The organism is Cytobacillus depressus, assembly GCF_008923245.1.
Classification (GTDB): Bacteria; Bacillota; Bacilli; order Bacillales; family Cytobacillaceae; genus Cytobacillus; species Cytobacillus depressus.
Genome location: NZ_WBOS01000001.1, coordinates 199,640 through 223,208 on the forward strand (window position 1 = coordinate 199,640; position 23,569 = coordinate 223,208).

The window sequence follows — 23,569 nt, forward strand, 5'->3', positions numbered from 1 at the left end:
TGACTATTCGAATGAGCTTTCCTTGTCCTGTCGCATTGTCGACACTAGTACATCCTGTACGTCGGGGCTAGGCCTAGAACTAGACAAAGAAGCAGCACCTCCCTTATCGGAAACTGCTGCTCCTTCATTTATTTACTAAGCTTTTGTTTTAAAACTTCAGCGGCTTTTTGAATTTGTGTATCATTTTTATTGAGCTTTTCTCGTAATTGCCCCATTAATTTAATCGTTGATTCTCCCTTTAAAATGCCATTTACTTGCTGGCCATTTGCAGTTTGAAATTCCTCAACAGCTTTTTTAGTGTTCTCATCAAAGAAGCCATCCTCTCTGCCAGGATTAAAGCCAATTGCCGTAAGCATCTGTTGAGCGACTTTTACTTGCATCGATGATGTAGAAACCTTTAATTCTAAATCAGGATCGATAATTGGCAGTGAAGCATACTCCGGAAGTGCCACTTCATAATCTGGTTGAATGCCTTTTTTATGAATCCAGTTGCCATTTGGTGTAAGCCATTTTTCCGTTGTAAATTTCAAATTAGACCCATCTGAAAAATCCTCTGCGCGTTGTACAGTACCCTTTCCAAATGACTTCTCCCCTATGAGAGGAACATCTGCAGATTCTTTCACAGCACCAGCAAGAATCTCGGATGCACTTGCACTTCCTTTATCGATAACAACAACTAAAGGAATTTGCCGGCTTTTTGACCCTTTTGACTTTACTTCGTTTCGAGTGCCGTTGCGGTCCTCCACTTGGAAAATTGTCTTTCCTTCAGGCACAAATAAACTAGAAATTTCAATTGCCTGAGTTAACAGCCCACCAGGATTTTGTCTTAAATCAAGAACAAGGCCCTTCATGCCTTTTTGTTGTAAATCATTCAAAGTTTTGATTAATTCTTTCGACGTGTTTTCAGAAAAAGATGTAATTTGGACTTTGGCAATCCCATCCTCCATCATTTCCCCATATACTGTCTCAATTGGAATTGTGTCACGGACAATTGGAACAGATAGTGCTTCATCCATCCCAGGTCTTTGAATAGAAAGCTCAACTTTAGTGCCTTTTTTTCCTCTAATTAAAGTGACTGCCTCTGTTGCACTCATTCCTTGAATACTTTTTCCGTCAACAGAAAGTACTTTATCATTTGGTTTGAGTCCAGCTTTTTCGGCAGGAGAGCCTTTTATTGGCGTGACAATGACAATTAATCCGCCTTGTTCCTGAATTTCTGCCCCAATTCCTTCGAAAGAAGATGAAATACTCTGATGAAAGCTTTGTGCCTCGTCGACTGTCATATAATCCGAATAAGGATCATCAAGAGCATCAACCATTCCATTAATGGCGCCATTAATTAACTTTTCTTTATCAACTTCTTGGAAATAGGAATTGTTCAACGTATCGTAAGCAGAATATAGCTTTTCGAATTCGCTGCGATCCACTCCCATTTCTACTGCCTTTTCATCTCCAAAGACAAGCGCAAATATTGTGATACCAATCGATAAAAAGACGAGAAAAAATATAAGCATGATGAAATTAAACTTTTTCATCCGAATAAAGCCTGATTCCTGTTTCACTTCTTTATCTTGCAAACTCCTCACCACTTTCATAGCCTAGCGAAATCCTTATTGAATAGAATACCATTTTTTTGATGAAAAGAACAAAAGAAAACTTTTCGATTTTGTTTTTAATATCAAAAGAAGCTAGACAAAGTCTAGCCTCCCTATTATATCTTCTTCACAATTTCAAAATATTCTTCTAATGTCAGCTGTTTTTCATAAATAACTGCTGCAGCATTCTTGCCTACATATCGGAAATGCCACGGTTCGAATTTATAGCCCGTAATTTCTTCTTTACCTTTCGGGTAGCGAAGAATAAATCCGAATCGATGAGCATTTGCAGCTACCCATTTTCCTTCTAGTGTTTCCCCAAATGCTTCTGAAAGTTCAAAATTAGCACTTTGGCTCGACATGTCCATCGCTAATCCTGTTTGGTGTTCACTCGTTCCAGGAATTGCAACTGCTTGGACTGCCTTTTCTTCTCCATACGTATTTACTTCAGCATTAAACACAGCTTTCTGTCTTTCATACGAACGATAACCAGAAACAGCAAAAAGATGAATGTTATTTTTCTTCGCTTCAGTAAACATAGCCTCTAACGCTTTAGCTGCTTCTTCTCGCATATACGCTTTCTCAATATCTTGATCACCAAATGAATACAGCACATCTGGTCTCATTAAATCCTCTGGCGCATAACCATCAGGCAAGGAAAATTGTTTATTAACTAATGCCATTACATTAGTCGGATTTTGAATAATTTTCTTCCCATCTACTGTTATTACATCATTAAAAAAAGCCGCTTCTAAGGAAGTAGCGTCCTTTTCCTGACTTTTGCCTTCTTTCTCCTCAGAAGTTTTTTCTTTATCAGAATTAGATTCCTTCTCGCCTGTTTCACTCTCATTAGCTACATTGTTTTCCTTTTGGAAAAATGGAATCTTTTCTAAATAAGGTTCAATCTTATTACAGCCTGAGAGCATAAGCAACGATGCTGCCGTTAATACAAATAATTTCTTCATTCTTTCACCTATCTTTAATTACTTTTACCGCCTTCCATTTTAACATGAAAATCAAATATTATCAGAGATTGTTTTGTACCATTTATTGAAAGTATTAGATAAAAGGAAAAGAACTGGCTCTCTTACATAACCAGTTCTAAAATAAACCTATTTATTTATTGCCGCTTCTAGGGCTACCTCAATCATTTCACTGAAGGTTGTTTGTCTTTCTTCGGCTGTCGTTTCTTCCCCAGTTAAAATATGGTCACTAACCGTTAAGACAGATAATGCATTTCTGCCAAATTTTGCAGCAAGAGTATATAGAGCCGATGACTCCATTTCAATCGCCAATATTTGATATTTAGCCCATTTTTCTAATTCAGAGTTGTCATTATAGAACATATCAGATGTAAATACATTTCCGACTTTTAGGTGAAGTCCTTTTTGTACTCCAGCCTCATAAGCGGCTTTCAATAGGTCAAAGTTCGCTGTTGGAGCAAAATCAACTCCGCCAAATGTTAAACGATTCATTTGCGAATCCGAGGATGCTGACATCGCTAAAATAACATCTCGAACCTTTACATCCTTTTGAATTGCTCCGCATGTGCCTACACGAATTAAATTTTGCACATTATAGCTTTGCATAAGTTCATTAATATAAATCGAAATAGATGGAACGCCCATCCCTGTTCCTTGAACAGAAATTCGATGTCCCTTATATGTACCAGTAAAACCGAGCATGCCACGAACTTCATTATAGCATGTAGCATTCTCTAAAAATGTTTCAGCAATATATTTAGCCCGTAAAGGATCACCGGGTAATAGGACTGTTTCTGCGATCTCATTTTCTTTTGCACCAATATGTATACTCATTCAAATAGCCTCCCAAAAAAATCTTACGTTAATTGTACCCTATACACTATATCATAATTCCATTAGCCAATAAAACATTGAACTATGAGCATGTTTTTTATCCATCAGGGTAAGCTATTTATAGCTTTGGAAGAGGAGGTAATTAAAATGACTCATGAAAAAATGAGCAAAAAGCTTAGGCAGGCTGTTCAACACGCAAATGAAACGAATCCAACTTCTCGAAATAACACACCGCCAAATACATCAAAAACAGTAAAAACCAATAGTAATAAGTAATGGAGGATTCAAATGGGTAAAAAGCATCGAAACCGCATTAATTCACCTAAAAAAAATAATCATACACCGCCCGAAGCAATCATTGCTGAGCAAGAAGCGCATGGCAAAGAGTTTACTGCAGCAGGCGGAAGAAAAAACAAACAATAATGCAATACGCACATGTCTTGAGCTCATGTATTCATAGCTCAAGACATGCCCGTTACCTAATATGGATTCGGTTAATTTCCTTCCATCCGCCCGTTTGTAATTGAAAATAATGTTGTCCCTTACGCCCCTCATCAATATAGAGAATATCTCCGGTCGAAATAAAGCGTCCTTTAAAATCTTCAGGAATTCGATCAGGCACATTAAAGGTAGAAAAAACAGAATACATGCATTCTTTATGATTATTAGCTTCCACAGTTAATCGATAAACTTGGTTATACCCTTTTCTTTGTCGAAATTCAGGTGTTTGGAAGATCGTCACATCATATTCTTTCTTTTTAATCCTAGTTAACTCCTTTAACATATCCTTATTCCTCCTTAAAAATGTTGAAAAAAATTATTTCCCACATATTGATTCGATCGTTTGGATTAGGTAAAATGTATTTAAATATTCGAATATTTCTGTCATGATTCTTTATTTTGCTATTCGCTGTGTCGTTTCCTTCATCAAAAAACAACTATTTTTGTCGAATGAAGTAAATCCATTTTAGAAAGCGCTTACATTATTAACAATAGTTTCATATACTAATAATAAATGATAAAGGGGGCTGTAACATGATCGAATACTCACTTTATAAAAGACCAGCTATTTTATTCAGTATGTTCCTTGGTCTTTGGCTGTCCATCTCTAGCATCTTGCATTACGTACAACCAATACATCCATTCACATCTATTGCGCACCGGGGTGCCTCCTTTCACGCTCCTGAAAATACACTCGCCGCCTTTCAAAAAGCTGTTGATCTTGGGTTTGATTATATTGAACTAGATATTAGACTAAGTAAAGATGAACAATTAGTCGTTTTGCATGACGAAGATGTCAGAAGGACAACAAATGGTAAAGGAGCAATCGGTGATTTTACAGTTAAAGAATTGAAAATGCTAGATGCAGGTTCATGGTTTTCTGAAGATTTTAAGAATGAGAGGATTCCTCTTCTTGAAGAAGTGCTTGCTCTTTTCGGTGGAACGATTGGAATATTAATAGATGTGAAATCTCCTGAAAAACAGCCAGGAATGACTGAAATATTATCAGATATCCTAACCTATCATATTGAAAATGGGCTAAATCCAGCATTGCTGAAGGTACAAACCTTTAATATTAATGAATTGAAAAAGTTAAAGGAGTATGTGCCAAATATCGGACACGGGCTTATATTAAATAAGCCTTTAGATTTGCTGCAATTAGCATCTTATCGTCCTTTTGCTTCATTCCTTTCTATTAATCACCAATTACTGACGAAATCATTTATTAATAAAGCGCATTTATTAGGATTCGATATTTTCTCATGGACGATAAAGAAACAATATCAATTCCCAATCATGCAGCGTTTAGGTGTGCACGGAATTATCTCTAATGAAGAATTTAGAAAACCAAGTTATAAGTTTACAAGTTTTATCTCACCTCTGATTAAGGAATAATGAATAAATTAGAAAAAGCCCAAGTTTTAAAAATTGGGCCATTTTTTTGGATACATTCTTGAAATACTTAATTTTAATGGGTAATGTAATATTTAGAGCAAAGCTTTCAAAATATTTAATCGCTAGGAGATGAATTCAATTAAAAAGAAAGTTTTCATTACTCGTAAACCACCCGAGCATGTTTTAAAGTATTTGCAAGAAAGATTTATCGTAGACTATTGGGACGAAGAGGATATTGAAATACCTAGAAAGGAATTGGTAAATAAGGTACCTCAAACAGATGGCTTGCTTTGTCTGTTAACCGAAAAAATTGATGAAGAAGTGCTTGAAAATGGCACTAATCTTAAGGTGATTAGTAATTTGGCGGTTGGCTATAATAACATTGAGCTAGAGAAAGCGACCTCAAGAGAAATAATGGTCACGAATACTCCAGGGGTGCTTACAGAAACGACAGCAGACCTTACCTTTGCCCTTCTCCTTGCTACTTCAAGAAGATTAATAGAAGCTTCGAATTCCTTAAGAGAGGGAAATTGGCAAACATGGTCACCTATGTATATGACTGGGATGGATGTTTACGGTTCAACATTAGGCATTATTGGTTTAGGTGAGATTGGCGCAGCAGTAGCAAGAAGAGCAAAGGGCTTTAATATGAAACTATTGTACAATAGCCGCAATCCGAAGCCAGATTTAGAAGCTGAGCTAGACATTGAATATACTGACTTAGACACATTACTGCAAACATCGGATTTTGTGTGTATTCTTACCCCACTTACGCAAGAAACTAAAAATTTTATCACGCTTAAACAATTGAAAAAAATGAAAAAGTCAGCAGTATTAGTTAATACTGCTAGAGGCGGCATCGTAAACGAAGCGGACCTCATTCAAGCTTTATCAGAAGGCGATATTTGGGGTGCTGGATTAGACGTCTTTGAACAAGAACCAATTGATGTAAACCACCCTCTTTTACAGTTTCCAAATGTTGTTACCCTTCCTCATATCGGCAGTGCCAGTATTCAAACAAGAACAAAAATGTGGGAACTAGCAGCCAAGAACTTAACAGAAGCATTAGAAGGCAAAATACCTTCAAACCTCGTAAACCGGGAGCTAGGTTCATTAAAAAAATGACGGGATGACTCGTCATTTTTTTATTTTATTCATCTTCAATTTCTTCATCAATAATACATTTTTGCAGTAAATAATCGAACACAATATCAGCCAGTTCTTCTAACTCCCCTTCGGCAGGCACATATCCCCTGCTCGTTAGCTCATGAAAGAAATAATCCGCTATTTCTTCCGTATCAATAATAACCTCAATTTCTTTCACAGCACCGCCCCCTTTACAAAGAATGTATGACGACCCTTCAACTTTCATGCAACAATAAATTTCTTGTGACATTTTTAAAATTTAACTGGCATATATTTGATTTTAAGAATGATAGAAAATTAAGAGATTTATTTTATTTACGGAGGAGAATATTATGAGTATATCTAGATTAGCTGCAGCATTTTTAGAAGATGTGAACGATGAAGATAGTGTAATTATTAATTTTTTTCAGCGAATTCTTAATGGCATGTATAAAATGATACTTTTATTCGGCATTCCCTATATGGCTTATTTGCTATTTCACTTGATCCAGCAAAGCTAAACTGTGCTCTTTCCATCATTATTAACAACGTGCTTCAGCTTTCTTAAAATGACACGCATAATATGTCTATATTCATCATCGTGAAACATTTCAAATAAAACCCGGTAATCATTATAAATATCTAGCAGCCCGTCGATTAAATGTTTTTTTTCCTGAATAATTGCAAGTCTTTCTTTTTCAGCCTTGCGGAAAGTTGGTCCTTTCTGTTCTATTAATGTTGGCAGCTGCTCTTTTTTATTAAGCAAATATAAAAGTCCCAACTTCTGAATGAAGCTTTCCGCACTTTCCGCGTCAGCGATTAGGGTGAGCTCCTCTTCCCCCGCTTCAAGCCATTCTGCATCACTTATTCTTGTCAACTCATATATAACATCTTCCCACGCATCTTCTTTGTATCTCCAAATTTCTGTTCTAAATCCTACAATTTTAAATAAATCGGATCCATAGCCCTTTACTTGAACTAAATCGCCAAAGAAGTACTTGTATTCGATGTCAATATGCTCCTTCTCCAATATTTCTCCCTCTAATTCAGAGAGCATTTTAAGACTGGACTCCATAAAAAGACCTTCACTTTTATTGACTTCGTAGACATACATTCCATCCAGCCATTTTACATCTGTAATCTTTCCAACAGTGCCATAAATAGTGATCACGACTGTATCACCGATTTTATATTTTGATTTTTTCCTTTCGCCCATTTCCTCCATCCTCTCGGGTGTGAGTCGTGAATATTGATTAGAATATTATATGCAAGGAGAGGAAATTTCGGTCCGTATACACGGAACACTGTTAGGAAAAATAGCTAAAAACCTAAAAAGACACCTTTAATTGCAAATTAACTTTCCGCGATCAAATATAAGTCCCATGCATCATCGAACACAGCCATACTTTCCATATAAGAACCATTTAATTCTAAATAGGAGCTTATTTCATGATAATCTGATGATGTTTTTGGAAAGCTGTGATCTAAATATGCCTCATTTGCAAAGCGGCTTAGCGCATCTTTCGGTGCTGGATGCCGATATTTCATTAAAAAGTGATAAAAAGTTTTTGCCATAATAAACGCCTCTTAAATATTATTTTTAATAGTTTATGCAGTTTCTCTATTTTGGAGAGTAAAATTATTTATATCGTCTACTATAATCGATAAATTAGGTTTCAGTCCAGAGAAAATAGAAAAGCGGAAGCGCCTCGGTCACCCCCAACAAGCGCAAGACGAGCCTCTCGGAAAGGTGTTCTTTACCTTTCTGGGAGGCTCGGCTTGTGACCTCGAGGGGGTAGGCGCTGGAGCTAGACAAAAAGCAGCACATTGGGCTGCTTTTCTCTACCTTATTCCTTACTGAAAACGTGAAGATTTCGCTAATTCTGTAAGAATCCAAATAATATTAAACATCAAAATGGCTACTGTAATCGGAACTGCTTGGAGCCAGTTTTTCCCGTATTTTTCTTTAATAACACCAGCAAAATAACCACAAAAAAATAAGACGAACATTGCTACTGCAAGCATTATCATTAAAGTAAGTTGCATATACCTTCCCCCAATTTATTACGAATATTCTCCCTATATCCATTATAAAGAGTGAGAAAAAGAAGTTTGTGATCAAAGAGTGAATTCTTTGTGAACGATGGGGGACAGTAAAAAAGACTGCCCTTTAATAAAGACAGCCCTAAACATTAATGTTAATATTAACAACATCCGCTGCCGAAGCCGAAGCAGCTTGCGCCGATAATGATTAGTAGAATAAACAATACTACGATTAAGGCGAAGCCACCACCGAAGCCACCACCGAAGCCACAGCCGCCACAGCCGCCAAATCCGCCTAAGCCGTAGCCGTCAAATCCACCAAAACCTCCAACAGGTCCTGCATATGCACCTGCTACTGGAAAACCATATCCAGGATAGCAAGGATCACAACCATAGCCATAGCCACCATACATAATACTTCACTCCTCAATTTTTTTGGGCATTTTCCATATTAACTTATGATGTGGGGGCTTGTTCTGTACGGGCATTTGCCCATTTTACAAAAAGTAATAAAACTACGTAAATATAATAAAGGACCTCAACAGCAATTGAGATCCTTTTTGATGGCAGTTAATAACTATTTTTTTTTGACTTTTTCATACTTACATGAATGCTCTTCCAGCGCTTTTTCTCTTCTGCTTGAGCCAGTTGATCTTGTTTTCTTTCTAAATAAGCGAGCTCCTTTTGCAGCTTTTTATAGCTTTTCAGCCGCTGATGATCTATCGCGCCTTGATTAATTGCCTGCTGAATCGCACACCCAGGCTCTTGATTATGAGCGCAGTCTCGATACTTACATTGTTTAGCCAATTCTTCAATATCTGAAAAGCTTTCCACTAATCCGTCGCCGCTATCCCAAAGCTGCAGCTCTCTCATTCCTGGCGTATCGATTAACATGGTCCCATTTGGCAACTGAATTAATTCGCGATGGGTCGTCGTGTGGCGGCCTTTATCATCGCCTTCACGAATATTTTGGACTTTTTGCTTTTCGTCCCCTAAAAGATAATTCGTCAAGGTAGACTTTCCGACACCCGAAGACCCAAGGAGTGCTATTGAATTATTAGGAAGTAAATAAGGTTGCAGATTGTCGATTCCTTTCTCTTCTAAAACACTGACAACAACTACAGGCACACCCATTGCAACAGTTTCTATTTCATTTAATTTTTCTTCTAAAGCTTCACATAAATCTGCTTTCGTCAAAACAATGACCGGGTTTGCGCCGCTTTCCCAAGTTAAAAGCAAATACCTTTCGATTCGCCGTAAATTAAGATCATCGTTTAAAGAATTAACAAGGAAAATAGTATCAACATTTGCGGCTACAATTTGTTCTTCTGTATTCAGACCAGCAGCTTTTCTTGAAAATTTACTTTTTCTAGGCAACACAGCATGAATAGTGCCCCGCCCTTCATCGTAACGGGGGCTGAAAACTACCCAATCTCCAACAGCTGGATAATCCTCCCTTGTGCTAGCCATATATGAAAACTTCCCCGCTACATCGCATAATAGCTCCCCATTTTCAGTCCAAACACGATACATTCGTTTATGTTCCAGTGCTATTCGACCAACTGAAAAGCCCTTTGCTTTATATACATCAAATTCTTTTTCAAAATAGTCATTAAATCCAATAGATTGTAAATTCAAATTTTTCTTCCTCCATGCATTGAAATAATAAAAAAACCGTAGGCAACACAGCCCACGGTTTAATATGCATAGAAAAAAGAATATTCCTATCGTATTAAACAGATGTAATTTGGGCTGTGCAATGATTATCGACAATGAGCTTACTTTCAATGATAAATTTCTTCATTACACTTCACCCGCCTTTCACATAATTAATTTTATTATATGGAACGTATATCCAAATGTAAAGACTTTTTTACAGAACTTTTTGAACAATAAGAGTGAGACACAAACCTATAAACTTTTGCATATGTTATTGACGTATACACCATCTAGATAGGAGCGAGGGGTATGTCCCGAAATGGAAATTATTATGATTTAATCACAAAAGCTAGTATGTATGACTTGCTGGCAAATTATTTTAAATACACCGACCCTAATAAACATATCGCCTATTATCAAAAACATTTGCATTATATGGGTATGGCCGTCCAAACTATGCGCACTAATCCGACGTCAAATCACCATGTTCAAGGCGGCTCGGGAAAAATTCGATTCGTACATGCTTCAATTGATATGCCTAATGTAGATATTTATATTGATGGTATACGAATATTAAAGAACTTCCCTTATAAAGAGGCAAGCAATTATTTTTCTCTTCCTGCTGGTAAACATCAAGTCGATATTTATCCAACTGGAAATATGGTCTCCACTTTTCTAAGCCGAAAAATCATCGTTGAACACGGAAGGTCCTATACACTCATTCCATCTGGACTTGTAAAAAATTTAAGATGGCTTGCTATAGTCGATGATCCACAAGTCCCTATCGGGCAATCGAAATTCAGATTTGTAAATCTATCCCCAGATGCACCGGCATTGGATTTAGCAATTAAAGGAAGAGAGGTAATTTTTTCAAATATATCCTTCCGAAAATATACAAACTATCTCGCACTCTCCCCTATGACGGTAGATTTAGAAGCAAGAATTGCAGGCTCTTCTAATATCGTCCTGCCTCTTCCTCATTTGCAATTAATGCCAAACCATGCCTACACAATTCTACTCGTCGGATCGACGGCGAGTGAGCCGGGACTTGAAATAATTATCATCAAAAATTAAAAAAGGCATGATGCAAAAGCTTGCCTCGCTTTTGCATCATGCCTTTCTTTTACTTTATTTAACTGGTACAAGCAGTGTAAAGCGAATATCATCATTTTCTAAATCAAACTCATCAACTTTTACATGAATATCGCTTTTTAATTTCATTTTTTGCAATGAAACATAAATATTTTCTGCGTTTGGCTGAATTGTTACCCACTCAGGAAGCTTGTATTTATCCCGAACAAACTTCAAAACGTACGATACTGGCAGCTGGAGCTTCCCTACGGATATTGATTTTTGCTGGAGCAATATATCGCCATTATCTAAGGCGATGGGCTCAAAAGCAAGCTTCATTTGAATTTCCTGGCTAAAGACCGGAATCGTGCCATATAATTCCACGTATTTACCTAAAACGACTTGGTAATGTATCGGTCCTGTTAATCCTTCCTTTTCAAGGTAATGATTAATGACTTGATTTAAATCCTCTTTCTCTGCTTGAATTTTTAATGGGACATATGATCCCGAAACCATTTTTTGATTCTCCACTGCTTCATCTTTAATAGGAGCTTTTACAGCTGTGACTAAAGCCACAACGATAATGATATTCATCCCTAGTAAAAGGAAAAAGAATATTTTCCATTTTTGTTTCATCAATATTTCTCTCCATTCCCCACTGTATAAAATCTTTCTGTTATCTTATTTAATGCACCCTCTTTTAAAGTTTCATATACACGGTTTGCAATAAGCTCGTATCCTTTATCATTCGGATGGAAGTAATCAGTATAAAGCAATTCCTCTGAGTTCTTTTGGAAAAGATCATCAATTTCAACAAAATACGTATTTGGATATTTGGCAAGTGTTTTTTTACTTGTTTTATTCCATTCATCAATAATCACATTAAGCTCGCTAATATTGGCAAACCATTTTAAAAATGGATTATACAGACCAACTAAGACAATGATACCATCAGGGTTATCCTTCCGTAATTTATTGATTACTTCTTCAAGATTTTCAATGTATTTTTGTTTTTGTTTATGAAACGCCCTAAATTTTAAGTTTGAAAAGTTCTCCCTAACGACCTGCATCATATCATTTCCGCCGATCGTAACGATCACCATATCTGCCTCTCTTACTGCCGTTTTAATTTTACTAGAGTTCAATCGAGTAAGAAGCTGATCAGAGCGATTTCCTTTAACACCGAAATTAAAAAAATGAGCACTGCTAATTCCTCTATTATCTTCTAATTTTTCTTTTAAATATGGAATATACCCACCACTATTTGTACTATCCCCGACACCTTCTGTTAATGAATCTCCAGCGGAGACGATCGTAATATCATGTGGAATAAAGTCTTCTGGTGGCTCTGTTTTAGTCGTTAGAGCCGTTTGCTTCGCTTGATTAAAATGCCCAATATTCGTGGAGGAAAGCATACTGCAGGATGTCAAAATAAATATGCTGATTAAGAAAATGGGGAGTTTGAATTTCAAGTAATCACCCGCCTTTGTAAAACGTAGAACTTAAAGAAGTAGTGAAGCGTAAAATTTCCGTATACGTTATTATAACACGTTACTCTTTATTCAAAACAATTCAACTTTAGGAGGAAAAAACAGGATAATTGAACTAATCAAAAGAAAAAAGACCTAAAAGGTCTATTGTAACGTCTTTATGTCTTTTATGATTTCATCAAATGGAATGTCATCAAGACCAGAATATAATTTCATAATCTTGCCTTCCTTGTTCACTAAATAAAAATATGTTTGGTGAATGACATTTGGATCATTTTCAGGCTTTTTAACTAACGTTTTGAAGTTATCCATAGCAAATTTTTCAATTTCTTCTTGCTTGTATCCAGTTAGAAAATGCCAATTCTTAAAATCAACATCAAAATATTTAGCGTACTCTGTTAAAACCTTAGGGCTATCAACTTCTGGGTCAATACTAAAAGAAACAAATTCAATATTTTCGATTTTCTCTTTTTTTGCTAAGTCTTGTAATTTTGCCATATTAAAAGTCATTGGTAGGCAAACATCCGGACAATTCGTATAGATGAAATCAGCAACCCATACTTTTCCATTCAAATTGGCTAAACTGAGCGAATTGTTTTCGTTATCGGTAAATGTGAAATCAGCGATTGGCCAATTTTTCGCGCCTTTTATTTCCCCTTTGCCGCAAGCTGACAATCCTACGACAGCTAATATTGCTAAAATTATAGTCAAATACTTAAATCTCAATTTTATCCGCTCCTCTGCATATTCGACCCTATTCTAGCAGAGAGAAACGAAAGAAGAAAGAAAAAAGTGTGGCAAACATGTGAAAGATTAGAATATTCCTTACGGTTTTCGCATGATTTCATAAAATGATTTAACGAAATGATGGTAATTAAATTGTACAGCCACCTTATGAATCTGGTAATCCTTTGATTCAAGATCAGGATTCTTCCTAAAATCCCCAATACTTTGCCCAAATGCAATGCCCCTATCTACGACAATTTGGATCGGTACCTCAACATATCTAATTTCTGCACTATCAAGTAATGACCATAATGTAAATAAATCATGCAATGGACTGCCGCCTATGCCCGGGTTCGACTTTTGATAAAAAGAGTAATAATAATCGACCATCGGTTTAATCAAAAGACCCACTTTATTTTGAGTAGCTTGATAATATTCATTCAAAGAATCGATAACTGCAGGTGTAATGATGGCAGACATCGTTACATCTAAAGGTAATACATGAATCTTTTTGTGTGCATTATTGATGAGAATTTTGGCAGCATACGGATCACCAAAAAAATTAGCCTCTGCAGCAGGTGTCACATTTCCCGGCACATGAAACGCCCCACCCATAATATAAAAATCCTTCACTTTATCCATCAGCCTTGGAAACAAAATAAAAGCTGTCGCCAGTGAAGATAATCTCCCTACATTTACAATGATGAGATCATTCTTATATTTCTCAATTAATGTTACCACTTCATTAAAGTTTTCGAATAAATTTTCGTTTACTTGTAGATTTGGGATAATAGGTCCTAATCCTTCAATCCCGTGAACCTCAGGGACATATACAGGCATCTCACCAGTCAAAGGCAATAAAGCACCGCCATATATCTGAAGATCTATCCCTGTCACTTCCTGCAAGTAGGCAGCATTCCTTATTGCCACTTTTCTTGGTACATTTCCATAATCCGCAACAACGCCAACAATATTAATTTCCGGGCAAAAATCTGCAAATAATATTGCGACAATATCATCAATGCCAAAGTCACTAAATAGAAGGACGTTTTTTCTCTTCATGAAAGATCATCCCCTCCTACAATAAACATATTCAATAGCTATGTTTGTTAAGCAGGTTTTAAACTAAATTTTAGGGGAGCTCATACAAGTTAATCCATTATCGGAACGTAAATTTTGAAAGTTGTTCCTTGCCCATTTTGGCTTTGTACTTCGATCTTTCCTTTCATTCTTTCGATGATTTGGTAACAAACCATCATCCCAATGCCCGTTCCTTTTTCTTTTAATGAATAAAAAGCAGTTCCTAATCGCTCTAGCTCCTCCGAACTCATGCCAATCCCGGTATCGCTAATTTCGAATATTCCATATTTCTCATCTCGATAAACGGCAACTGTTAAAGTACCGCCTTCCTTCATCGCTTCAATCCCGTTTTTTAATATATTGATGAGAACCTGTTTTAACTCACTTAAATTTCCTTTAATAAACACGCCCTCCGTTAATGTAGGCATAACGTTGATGTTCTTAGACATCATCGCATACGAGTTCATTAAATCAAGTACTTTCGTAGCCGCTTCTGCTGCGTCCACTTCTTCCACTTGCTCCATATCTGGCTTCGCCAACGAAAGATAATCATTAATGATTGTTTCGGCCCTATTCATTTCCTCAATCATAAGCTTTATGTATGTCCGCTCTTCTTCACTCATTTGCTCTTTTGCCAAAAAGATTTGTAAGAAGCCTTTAACAACTGTCATTGGATTCCTAATTTCATGGGCAACTGATGCCGCCAGCTGCCCGATGGCATTCATTTTTTCTGCTTTTTGAAGTTCACGTTGAATTTTCGTCTTATGTAAAATTTGTTCCATTTCATCAATAGCTTCTTCAAATCTGTGCATTGTAGCAATATTTTTATTATTTGTGCCAAACTCCTCTGAAGTAGCAGATAATCGTTCAAAAAGTAGGGATAATTGACTCGTCATATTGTTAAAGCGCTCAGCAATAACCCCCACGTCATACTGATCAGCGGACTTCAATTTAACATTAAAGTTTCCATTACTCACTTCATTAAATCCAAAAATAATATCATTCACCGGACTTAATACTTTCCTTAAGCCCTTATTTAAAATAAAGTAACCTATACTCATAAGGAGCAAAGACATGCCAATAACATATATTAATATGTTCTTTTGATACTTATTAATGAGAGCCGCATCCATTTTAAAGTTAATAACGCCAACTACCTCACCTGTTTGCCCAGTAATTGGAACGAATGAAGAGACAAAAAGACCAAAATGATCTTTGTACAGCCCAGTTGCTGTTGCCGCTTTAGTTAATATTGCATCCTTATAGCTATTTATATATGCACTTTCTGCTGCATAATAAGCCAATGGATGCATATCCGTTTCCTCTGTTCCCCCTGAGCCTGCTAGAATGAAAATATCATTTTCATCCGTGAATTCTGGTGAGAGTAGATAAGCATTTGTATGTCGTGCATTTTTATTTACAATTGATAGTTTTTCAGTTATTTGATGAAATAGTGGATGTGAATAATCTCTTCTGTTATTCAACTCACTAATATCTTTTGCATCTAAAGTATTATTCCATAGTAAAGACATTTCAGTTACGCGACTTCGCATTTGCTTTTCCATTTCTTTGGCTTGGAGGATCAGAATTAAACCTGCAGTTGTAACAACAAGAATAAAACTAATGTAAAAAGAGAATAGAAAAGCTTTTTTGGATAAAGGTAAGTTATTCATTTGATCTTTCATAAATCATTCCCCTAATCCTAATAATCTCAACTATGTTACCATTCGACAAAGAAGTTCATTTTTCCTTTTAAATCATTTAAATATAACAATATTTGCATAATCATTCAAATTGACATTTAAATGAACCATTCTACTATATCATATATTAATCATTTAATTATGGTATAGTAGAATTGAGGTCTTAAACCAACACTAACACATTTCCTAGCTAAAAATTCCACACAGCCTAAGCAAATTTGCTTAGGCTTTTTTCCTGCAGAAAATAAAAATGAGTACCGGTTTAGACCGATACTCAAAAGGTTTAAGCATTATTCTTTAATTCCGGAGTTTTAAACAACTCCTCAAAAACTGGCCATTTTAAAATTCTTTTTAAATACTCTCTAAATGAATAGCTTTTCAGTACTTTTGTAGAATCCCTATAAAGAGATGTCATAAAAGTTTGCAAACGGACTTGAATCATGAAATAAAATGGGCTATTTCTCTCCAATACAGGAATTTCCGTAATCTTAACCTTCTGTCCAACAGCATTTTTGAACTCTAGGCTTTTCAATAGCAAAGTATCAATCCTCTTTTTTACCCGTTTGACTATATTATACATGAAATCACTATCGAATGGTGTCTCATTATAGATGTATCACAATTTTTTTTGGTCAAATTCGTAATTTGGATTAAATACTTATCCATGCTGCTAATTTTCATCCAGCTGCTCAAACTCAGTTTGATCGCCAGTTTCTCTTTCCCTTTTCAATTTCCGTTTAAAAACAATTTTAGATAAATTGATGCTAATTTCGTATAAGAATAATAACGGAATCGCAACAAGGAAATCTGACATAAAGTCAGGCGGAGAAATGACAACTGCAATGACGATTAAAACAAAATAGGCATATTTGCGAATTTTTGAAAGAGCATATGGGTTTAATATCCCTAATGAAGTCAAAAACATGACAACAACTGGCAATTCAAAAAGGACACCAAATGGGAGTGTCATATGCATAATAAACTGGAAATACTTCTCCGCTGTAAAATTCGTTTCCAGCATCTGCCCTCCTAAGTTAACAAGAAAGTCTAAAACAATTGGAAAAATAACAAAATAACCGAAACAAAGACCAACGATAAATAATAAAAATAACGCTGGTATATAGGATAGAGAAATTCTCCGTTCATTTGGCAATAAGGCAGGCTTAACAAAGAACCATATTTGCAAAGCTAAAACAGGAATGGTTCCAGCAATAGCGATGACAGTTGCAATCATAAAATAAACCCAAATAATGTCACTCGGACCAAGCACTATGAGCTTGACAGCTAGATCACGGACAAACCAATGGTAAATTTCCTCAACATATATAAATCCAACTACAAAAAAAATTAAAAAAGCAGCTACTGAAATAATCAGCCTCTTTCTTAATTCATCCAAATGCTCAACTAAGTTCTGTTCTTTATCTTCCATTCTGTTCTCCCGATATAACGATGTTAAATAAATTCAAATAGATGAAAAAAGGCAAGACATAACATCTTGCCACCTTATTTAATCGTTTTTTTCTTATCGTTATCTTCTAATTCTTCCATAACATCACTCGTTAATTCACGAGTTGATTTTTTAAATTCCCTAAGAGTTTGCCCAAAAGCACGGCCAATTTCTGGTAATTTTTTTGGTCCAAATACGATTAATGCTAAAACAAGAATAAGAATCAATCCAGGAAACCCGATGTTTGAAAGCATAAACATTCTCCTTATTATACGTACTGGCAAATCTAATTTTATTATATAGCTTTTATGGCGGCTTGTGGCACTTCTCCACAAAAGTTCATATTTAATTCACAAACCGTCAATAATGATGTCGCTATAAATAAAATTTGAAAGATTTACCTCATTATTATAATATTGGTATGTTTATTAAACAAGCAAATGGAAGAGATTGCTGTCATTATTGATTTCCTGATAGGCAAAGCCCTTTTTATTCATTCGGGAAATTAAGCCAGGATAATCATCTCTATTCTTAAGCTCAATGCCTACTAATGCTGGGCCATTATCTTTATTATTCTTTTTCGTATATTCAAATCTAGTAATATCATCATTTGGACCGAGAACTTCATCTAAGAATTCACGCAAAGCTCCGGCACGCTGAGGAAAATTCACAATAAAATAATATAATAGTCCTTCATATAATAAAGATCTTTCCTTCATTTCTTGCATTCTGCCAATATCATTATTCCCACCGCTAATGACACATACTACATTTTTGCCTTTAATATCATCTTTATATAAATCAAGAGCTGAAATGGACAGAGCCCCTGCTGGCTCTACGACTATCGCATGCTCATTATATAGTTCAAGGATGGTCGTACATGCCTTCCCCTCTGGTACGAGCACTATATCATCCACAAGCTCTTCACAAATATCAAAATTTTTCTCCCCAACACATTTAACTGCTGCTCCATCAATAAATTTATCAATCTCATTTAAAGTAGTGAGACATTTATTCATGAAAGACTCCTGCATCGAAGCTGCACCTGTTGGTTCAACGCCCACCAGCTTCGTTTGCGGTGAGATACTTTTAAAATAAGTGCTAAGTCCTGACATTAAGCCCCCTCCGCCAATACTGGCAAAAACATAATCAATCGGCTCCTCGCAGTCATTCAAAATTTCCACTGCTACTGTACCTTGACCAGCAATGACTCTTTCATCATTAAATGGATGAATAAATGTGCGCTCTTCTTCTTTTGCACAGCTATGGGCTTCAGCATAAGAATCATCAAATGTATCGCCAACTAATACAATATCTACAAAGCCTCGACCAAACATTTCAACTTGGCTTACTTTTTGCCTTGGTGTTGTCGCTGGCATAAAGATTTTTCCTCTTACACCTAAATGTTTGCATGCATATGCTACACCTTGAGCATGATTGCCGGCACTTGCACAAACAACGCCTTTTTCAAGTTCCTCTGTAGTTAAGGATTTTACCGCATAGTATGCCCCCCTAAGTTTAAAGGAGCGAACATGCTGCAAATCCTCCCTTTTTAAAAAAACATTGCATTCATACTTTTCGGATAGCCGCTCATTTTTTTGCAATGGTGTATGGGCGACGACATCTTTCAAGTGCTGGTATGCAATTAAAATATCCTCCAAATGCACCCATTTCTTTTTCAATACTTTCTGTTCCATATTGTCACCCTCACTTCTATACGATTTAATTTGTTAATTATACCACTTGTAAACTTGATTTCAACCGTATAATTTAAAAATTTAGTATTTTTACGATATTCGTTGATAGCAACTATAATTACAGCATATAATGCGAAAAGACTCCTGTTAACGAGGAGTCTTTTCTTTCGGCTTATTTTCTATAATAGATTTCAAACTCATAGTCATAAGGATTTTTCTCATCTTTGATTCCTTTTTCCTTGGATTTAAGCTCCCATTCAGCCATATTCAAAGCTGGAAAAAAGGTATCTCCATCAAATTCTGCATGTATTCTCGTTAAATAAAGCCGATCAGCAGCTGTGGTGATGAGCTTAAATATCTCCGCTCCGCCAATAACGAAGACCTCTTCACCCTTTTTCTTACTATACGCAATTAACTCATCAACAGAATGAAGCACGGTTACTCCTTCATGAGAAAATTCATGATTGCGAGTCACAACAATATTCTCTCTCCCAGGAAGCGGTTTTCCGATTGAATCAAAAGTTTTTCTTCCCATCGCAATCGGATGTCCCATTGTCGTTCGTTTAAAAAACTTTAAATCTTCTGGCAGATGCCATGGAAGCTGATTATCTTTACCGATTACACGGTTATCGTCCATTGCCCAAATTAGGGATATCATACACTTACCTCTCCTTTAATATGAGGATGGGCTTCATAATCGACTAATTCAAAATCTTCATATGTAAAACTGAAAATATCTTTAACCTCTTGGTTTATTTTCATTTTTGGCAACGCCTTAGGCTCACGGCTTAGCTGAAGGTTAACTTGATCTAAATGATTTAAATAAATATGCGTGTCACCAAATGTATGAATGAATTCACCCGGCTCTAAATCACAAACTTGGGCAATCATTAATGTAAGAAGAGCATAGGACGCAATATTAAATGGTACTCCTAAAAATACATCTGCAGATCTTTGGTACAGCTGACAGGATAGCTTTCCGTCCGCAACATAAAATTGGAACATGCAATGACAAGGCGGAAGCGCCATTTTCTCAATATCCCCGACATTCCATGCATTGACAATTAATCGCCTTGAATCAGGATTTGTTTTGATTTGCTCAATTAATGAACTGATCTGATCAATTGTGCTACCATCTGCCCCTGTCCATGATCTCCATTGATGACCATAAACAGGGCCTAAATTGCCTCTTTCATCTGCCCATTCATTCCATATTCTTACCCCATTGTCCTGAAGATATTTAACATTCGTATCTCCTTGCAAAAACCAAAGCAATTCATAAATAATTGACCGCAAATGCAGCTTTTTCGTTGTTAAGACAGGGAATCCTTCCTGAAGATCAAAACGCATCTGATATCCGAATGTACTGATTGTCCCTGTTCCCGTTCGGTCCTCTTTTTTAACGCCATTTTCTAGGACATGTTTACAAAGTTCTAAATATTGTTTCATTTACATCCTACCTTTTCTATCATGCTTTCTCCTATATTATCAAATAAGGAATCAGCAATAAATTAATTTAATTTTTGGATAAATCGGTAAGTTTCTGACGCTCGCTCCTTTAAGATCATTCTCGTATGGCTGCCCAAATAATACATTGCAAAAGCCTCTGCAAAATATTCCTCAGGGAAATTTAGAAAATAGTCTTGATTTGGAAATAATGCCTCTTTTTCTTTATTCCAAATGGACAGGAACTCTTGATTAAAGCGAATCCCCTCGTATACATATTTATCAATCGAATGTGCAAGCTCATGTAGTTCCAAATTAACGGAGCCATGACCTTTTCCTTTTTCACTATAGCCTATCTTTACTAAAACCGTTTTGGAGCCGCCTATCCCAGGTACATCATCCCAAGTCGTATTATTTGTATATCCTCTTGGAATCACCCCTGTTAAATCCTTTACTGTTGGGTTTTCTGTTAATTGACCGACAAATAACTTCAGCTTTATATTTTCATTGACCATTTTTTCTAATATAAAATATGGCAGATGATCTACTCTTTCAATAATCCCGGCAGCCTCAAGCTCATCAAAAGATCCTAATGGCAATACGATGATTTTTTCCAATAGCGCTGATGAAGCGAGGGTAAGATTTTGGTAAAGAAGTGAATTTCGCGGATAATCCTTTAGCTGAATTCCGCCCATCTCCGCTTGCGAACTGCCTAATGAAGAAAGGGATAAAGCCATTAATATGAATAATGATTGCATTCTTTTCATTATGATGGATCCCACCTGCAGTTCAAAGTTGTTCGAATATATAGTAATCTCAAAATATTAAAGGATACTATATAAATTATAGCATAAGAAAAAAAAGCTTAATATGATAGATTACTAGAAAACAATTGGAAAATGATGCACAAAAGGATGGTCAACGGGAAAAAGCCTTAGCATAATACCAAGGCTTCTCATCATTCTATTTAGGATGGACAAGTTAATTTATCAACTCTTGCTTTTTATGTGTAAGAACGGACAATGTCGGCTAGCCCAGGAGCAGTTGTTCCTGTTCCGACCGCTACAAACTTCCAATCTGCACCGTGGCGATAGATTTCACCTACGACTAAACTTGTTTTACCATTATAGTCATCCGATAAATTATAATGGATCATTTCCTGATTGTTAGCCGAATTAACTATGCGGATAAAGGCATTTTGAATCATTCCGAAATGCTGTTTTCTTTTCACACAGTCATAAATATTAACGATAAATACAAGCTTTTTAATTTGTTCTGGAACACGGCTTAAATCAACGAGAATTTGCTCGTCATCGCCATCTCCATCGCCTGTTAAATTATCTCCTGTATGTTGAATACTGCCATCAGCACTTTTTAAATTGCCGAAATAGATGACATCGCTATTATTTCTTATCTTGTCATTTTCGTCAACCATGACAACTGAAGCATCACAATCGATATTTGGGCCGCTTCCGCCGCCGAACAGCGCACCGAATAAACCGCCTCCTCCACGGCTTTGCACAGGATCCCAACCGAGACCAACCATAATTTTTGATAATCCAGGATTCCCTTTTGTTAAATCAACACGTTGCCCTTTTTGTAAATTTATTGCCATACTATTCACCCCATTAATTGATTTTATTTTTGCTCATGTTTGTTTTAAATCATTATCCTTGCTGTTTAAGCTTTTTAAAATTATCTTGAAGCTGTTCTAACCTTCTTGTCCCTTCCTCGCGCATCAGCTTATTCTCTTCTTCAATTGCTTTTGTCTCCTGCATTCCTTTAATTATAATATTCCATGATTCTTCTATCGTCTCAATCTTAATGCTAGGGGCTCCAGCAAGTCTAGCAATATCAGCGCTTTGGGAAGAAATATTTTGCGCATTGCGCAAAAGCATCTCATTTGTTCTTCTATCAAGTTCATTCATGGAATCTGCAACGAGCTTTTGTCTTTTTGCAGCGACCGCCTGAATTAACCCATTTTTAAAAATGGGAATGGTTGTCACAAATGCAGAATTAATCTTACCAATTAGCTTCGTATTTCCCCTTTGCAGAAGGCGAATTTGCGGTGCTGTTTGCAATGAAACCATTTTCGCCATTTCCAAATCATATACTCTTTGCTCCAATAAATCGATCGCATTTCTTAACGTATCTAATTGCATAGAAGCCATTTGGTCACCAGCAGCCGTACGAGATTCAAGCTGTGGAAGCTGATTCGCTTTTAATTCATCCACCTTCATTTGCCCGGCGACTGCAAATTTTTCAAGCGTTAAATAATATTGATAGTTTTGCTCATACATTTGATCAAGCATCGTAGTAGAATCAACCATTTCACTTTGATACTTAGAAATCTCGACATATACTTTATCAATTTCTTGACCCATCGTTTGGTATTTTCCAAATAGCTTATCGATAAGCTTCTCACCTTTTTTGAAAAGCTTCCCAAATAAGCCTCCGGAAGTTTTCTCAAAGTCCTTTTTATCAAATTTGTCCATGATTCTGCCAAGCTGCTTTATTAATTCACCAGAATCTTCTACTTTAGTCGTTCTCATATTGCTTAAAATTTGATCTGAAAAACGGGAGATTTGTGTTGCTGGCTCTTTTCCAAATTCAAGAATTTGAATTTGATCCCGCTCATCAATTGATCTGACTAAATTTTGGACTTCAGGGTCATTTCTTAATGCAAGCTTCATTTCTGATGCAGTTGCTTCAGTCAATTTATCTTCTTGCGGTTTTGTTAAAGTGATATCTAGGTTTGTCTGCTGCATTTCGTT

Annotated in this window: 29 protein-coding genes and 1 pseudogene; 6 read left to right on the forward strand and 24 right to left on the reverse strand. The window is 36.2% G+C overall.

Annotated elements, in window-relative coordinates; translation table 11 throughout:
- Window positions 1–128: 128 nt before the first annotated feature.
- The 3 genes from F7731_RS00920 to deoD form a co-directional block, all read right to left on the reverse strand.
- Window positions 129–1,535 carry a lmo1851 family serine protease gene (locus F7731_RS00920; RefSeq protein ID WP_484482010.1) on the reverse strand — a complete coding sequence of 469 codons (1,407 nt, stop codon included), beginning with the start codon at window positions 1,533–1,535 and terminating at the stop codon, window positions 129–131.
- A 176-nt stretch (window positions 1,536–1,711) separates the two neighbouring features.
- On the reverse strand, window positions 1,712–2,560 hold the full coding sequence (locus F7731_RS00925) for a M15 family metallopeptidase (protein ID WP_151532891.1): 849 nt from the start codon (window positions 2,558–2,560) through the stop codon (window positions 1,712–1,714).
- Between the two features lie 147 nt (window positions 2,561–2,707).
- Window positions 2,708–3,412 (reverse strand): purine-nucleoside phosphorylase, encoded by a 705-nt coding sequence (gene deoD / locus F7731_RS00930; protein WP_151532892.1) that lies wholly within the window; start codon window positions 3,410–3,412, stop codon window positions 2,708–2,710.
- Window positions 3,413–3,559: 147 nt separating this feature from the next.
- Here deoD and F7731_RS27030 point away from each other — a divergent pair, with 147 nt between their 5' ends.
- Both F7731_RS27030 and F7731_RS27035 read left to right on the forward strand, forming a co-directional pair.
- Window positions 3,560–3,688, forward strand: coding sequence for a hypothetical protein (locus F7731_RS27030; RefSeq protein ID WP_281352189.1), 129 nt, complete (start codon window positions 3,560–3,562; stop codon window positions 3,686–3,688).
- A gap of 12 nt (window positions 3,689–3,700) precedes the next feature.
- Window positions 3,701–3,835 carry a hypothetical protein gene (locus F7731_RS27035; protein ID WP_281352190.1) on the forward strand — a complete coding sequence of 45 codons (135 nt, stop codon included), beginning with the start codon at window positions 3,701–3,703 and terminating at the stop codon, window positions 3,833–3,835.
- A gap of 52 nt (window positions 3,836–3,887) precedes the next feature.
- Here the strand turns inward: F7731_RS27035 and F7731_RS00935 are convergent, their stop codons facing one another.
- On the reverse strand, window positions 3,888–4,196 hold the full coding sequence (locus F7731_RS00935) for a YodL domain-containing protein (protein ID WP_151532893.1): 309 nt from the start codon (window positions 4,194–4,196) through the stop codon (window positions 3,888–3,890).
- Between the two features lie 251 nt (window positions 4,197–4,447).
- Between F7731_RS00935 and F7731_RS00940 the strand changes: the two genes are divergently transcribed.
- On the forward strand, window positions 4,448–5,308 hold the full coding sequence (locus F7731_RS00940; RefSeq protein ID WP_151532894.1) for a glycerophosphodiester phosphodiesterase: 861 nt from the start codon (window positions 4,448–4,450) through the stop codon (window positions 5,306–5,308).
- 129 nt (window positions 5,309–5,437) lie between these two features.
- Window positions 5,438–6,433, forward strand: coding sequence for a 2-hydroxyacid dehydrogenase (locus F7731_RS00945; protein WP_343032842.1), 996 nt, complete (start codon window positions 5,438–5,440; stop codon window positions 6,431–6,433).
- 25 nt (window positions 6,434–6,458) lie between these two features.
- Here F7731_RS00945 and F7731_RS00950 read toward each other — a convergent pair whose 3' ends face one another.
- Window positions 6,459–6,632: a YozD family protein gene (locus tag F7731_RS00950; protein WP_151532895.1), complete on the reverse strand. Its 174-nt coding sequence runs from the start codon at window positions 6,630–6,632 to the stop codon at window positions 6,459–6,461.
- A 154-nt stretch (window positions 6,633–6,786) separates the two neighbouring features.
- Between F7731_RS00950 and F7731_RS26300 the strand changes: the two genes are divergently transcribed.
- Window positions 6,787–6,954, forward strand: coding sequence for a hypothetical protein (locus tag F7731_RS26300; RefSeq protein ID WP_170289620.1), 168 nt, complete (start codon window positions 6,787–6,789; stop codon window positions 6,952–6,954).
- Here the strand turns inward: F7731_RS26300 and F7731_RS00955 are convergent.
- From F7731_RS00955 to rsgA, 5 genes and pseudogenes are all read right to left on the reverse strand, one after another.
- Entirely contained in the window at window positions 6,951–7,649 is a 699-nt protein-coding gene (locus F7731_RS00955) for a hypothetical protein (protein WP_151532896.1), read from the reverse strand. The two genes, F7731_RS26300 and F7731_RS00955, sit on opposite strands and share 4 nt — an antisense overlap.
- A gap of 137 nt (window positions 7,650–7,786) precedes the next feature.
- On the reverse strand, window positions 7,787–8,008 hold the full coding sequence (locus tag F7731_RS00960; protein WP_151532897.1) for a YozE family protein: 222 nt from the start codon (window positions 8,006–8,008) through the stop codon (window positions 7,787–7,789).
- A gap of 279 nt (window positions 8,009–8,287) precedes the next feature.
- Window positions 8,288–8,479 (reverse strand): hypothetical protein, encoded by a 192-nt coding sequence (locus tag F7731_RS00965; RefSeq protein ID WP_151532898.1) that lies wholly within the window; start codon window positions 8,477–8,479, stop codon window positions 8,288–8,290.
- Window positions 8,480–8,637: 158 nt separating this feature from the next.
- Window positions 8,638–8,739, reverse strand: a pseudogene (locus tag F7731_RS27225) (YjcZ family sporulation protein); the annotation flags it as partial.
- A 307-nt stretch (window positions 8,740–9,046) separates the two neighbouring features.
- Window positions 9,047–10,114 carry a ribosome small subunit-dependent GTPase A gene (rsgA, locus tag F7731_RS00975; RefSeq protein ID WP_170289621.1) on the reverse strand — a complete coding sequence of 356 codons (1,068 nt, stop codon included), beginning with the start codon at window positions 10,112–10,114 and terminating at the stop codon, window positions 9,047–9,049.
- A gap of 330 nt (window positions 10,115–10,444) precedes the next feature.
- Between rsgA and F7731_RS00980 the strand changes: the two genes are divergently transcribed.
- Window positions 10,445–11,209 (forward strand): DUF4397 domain-containing protein, encoded by a 765-nt coding sequence (locus F7731_RS00980; protein WP_151532900.1) that lies wholly within the window; start codon window positions 10,445–10,447, stop codon window positions 11,207–11,209.
- 54 nt (window positions 11,210–11,263) lie between these two features.
- Here the strand turns inward: F7731_RS00980 and F7731_RS00985 are convergent, their stop codons facing one another.
- The 14 genes from F7731_RS00985 to F7731_RS01050 form a co-directional block, all read right to left on the reverse strand.
- Complete coding sequence (locus F7731_RS00985; protein ID WP_212031131.1) at window positions 11,264–11,842, reverse strand: YpmS family protein; 579 nt, start codon at window positions 11,840–11,842, stop codon at window positions 11,264–11,266.
- Entirely contained in the window at window positions 11,842–12,678 is an 837-nt protein-coding gene (locus F7731_RS00990; RefSeq protein WP_246197109.1) for an SGNH/GDSL hydrolase family protein, read from the reverse strand. The genes F7731_RS00985 and F7731_RS00990 overlap by 1 nt, the downstream gene beginning before the upstream one ends.
- 162 nt (window positions 12,679–12,840) lie before the next feature.
- A complete protein-coding gene (locus F7731_RS00995; RefSeq protein WP_246197110.1) occupies window positions 12,841–13,422 on the reverse strand; it encodes an SCO family protein in 582 nt (193 codons plus the stop codon).
- A 99-nt stretch (window positions 13,423–13,521) separates the two neighbouring features.
- The gene (locus tag F7731_RS01000; protein ID WP_151532902.1) at window positions 13,522–14,484 is read right to left on the reverse strand and encodes a nucleoside hydrolase; all 963 of its coding nucleotides are present in this window, start codon (window positions 14,482–14,484) and stop codon (window positions 13,522–13,524) included.
- 89 nt (window positions 14,485–14,573) lie between these two features.
- A complete protein-coding gene (locus F7731_RS01005) occupies window positions 14,574–16,187 on the reverse strand; it encodes a sensor histidine kinase (RefSeq protein WP_151532903.1) in 1,614 nt (537 codons plus the stop codon).
- A gap of 301 nt (window positions 16,188–16,488) precedes the next feature.
- The gene (locus tag F7731_RS01010) at window positions 16,489–16,743 is read right to left on the reverse strand and encodes a DUF2535 family protein (protein WP_151532904.1); all 255 of its coding nucleotides are present in this window, start codon (window positions 16,741–16,743) and stop codon (window positions 16,489–16,491) included.
- Between the two features lie 132 nt (window positions 16,744–16,875).
- Window positions 16,876–17,634 (reverse strand): twin-arginine translocase subunit TatC, encoded by a 759-nt coding sequence (gene tatC, locus F7731_RS01015; protein ID WP_151532905.1) that lies wholly within the window; start codon window positions 17,632–17,634, stop codon window positions 16,876–16,878.
- Window positions 17,635–17,708: 74 nt separating this feature from the next.
- Window positions 17,709–17,906 (reverse strand): twin-arginine translocase TatA/TatE family subunit, encoded by a 198-nt coding sequence (locus tag F7731_RS01020; protein WP_151532906.1) that lies wholly within the window; start codon window positions 17,904–17,906, stop codon window positions 17,709–17,711.
- Between the two features lie 174 nt (window positions 17,907–18,080).
- The gene (gene ilvA, locus F7731_RS01025) at window positions 18,081–19,349 is read right to left on the reverse strand and encodes a threonine ammonia-lyase IlvA (RefSeq protein WP_151532907.1); all 1,269 of its coding nucleotides are present in this window, start codon (window positions 19,347–19,349) and stop codon (window positions 18,081–18,083) included.
- A 172-nt stretch (window positions 19,350–19,521) separates the two neighbouring features.
- Window positions 19,522–20,007, reverse strand: coding sequence for a dihydrofolate reductase (locus F7731_RS01030; protein ID WP_151532908.1), 486 nt, complete (start codon window positions 20,005–20,007; stop codon window positions 19,522–19,524).
- Window positions 20,004–20,798, reverse strand: a complete 795-nt coding sequence (locus F7731_RS01035; protein ID WP_151532909.1) for a thymidylate synthase — start codon at window positions 20,796–20,798, stop codon at window positions 20,004–20,006. Before F7731_RS01035 ends, F7731_RS01030 begins: the two co-directional genes overlap by 4 nt.
- Window positions 20,799–20,860: 62 nt before the next feature.
- The gene (locus F7731_RS01040; protein ID WP_151532910.1) at window positions 20,861–21,562 is read right to left on the reverse strand and encodes an anthrax toxin lethal factor-related metalloendopeptidase; all 702 of its coding nucleotides are present in this window, start codon (window positions 21,560–21,562) and stop codon (window positions 20,861–20,863) included.
- A gap of 236 nt (window positions 21,563–21,798) precedes the next feature.
- A complete protein-coding gene (locus F7731_RS01045) occupies window positions 21,799–22,410 on the reverse strand; it encodes a TerD family protein (RefSeq protein WP_151532911.1) in 612 nt (203 codons plus the stop codon).
- 52 nt (window positions 22,411–22,462) lie between these two features.
- The gene (locus F7731_RS01050; protein WP_151533694.1) at window positions 22,463–23,563 is read right to left on the reverse strand and encodes a toxic anion resistance protein; all 1,101 of its coding nucleotides are present in this window, start codon (window positions 23,561–23,563) and stop codon (window positions 22,463–22,465) included.
- Window positions 23,564–23,569 lie beyond the last annotated feature (6 nt).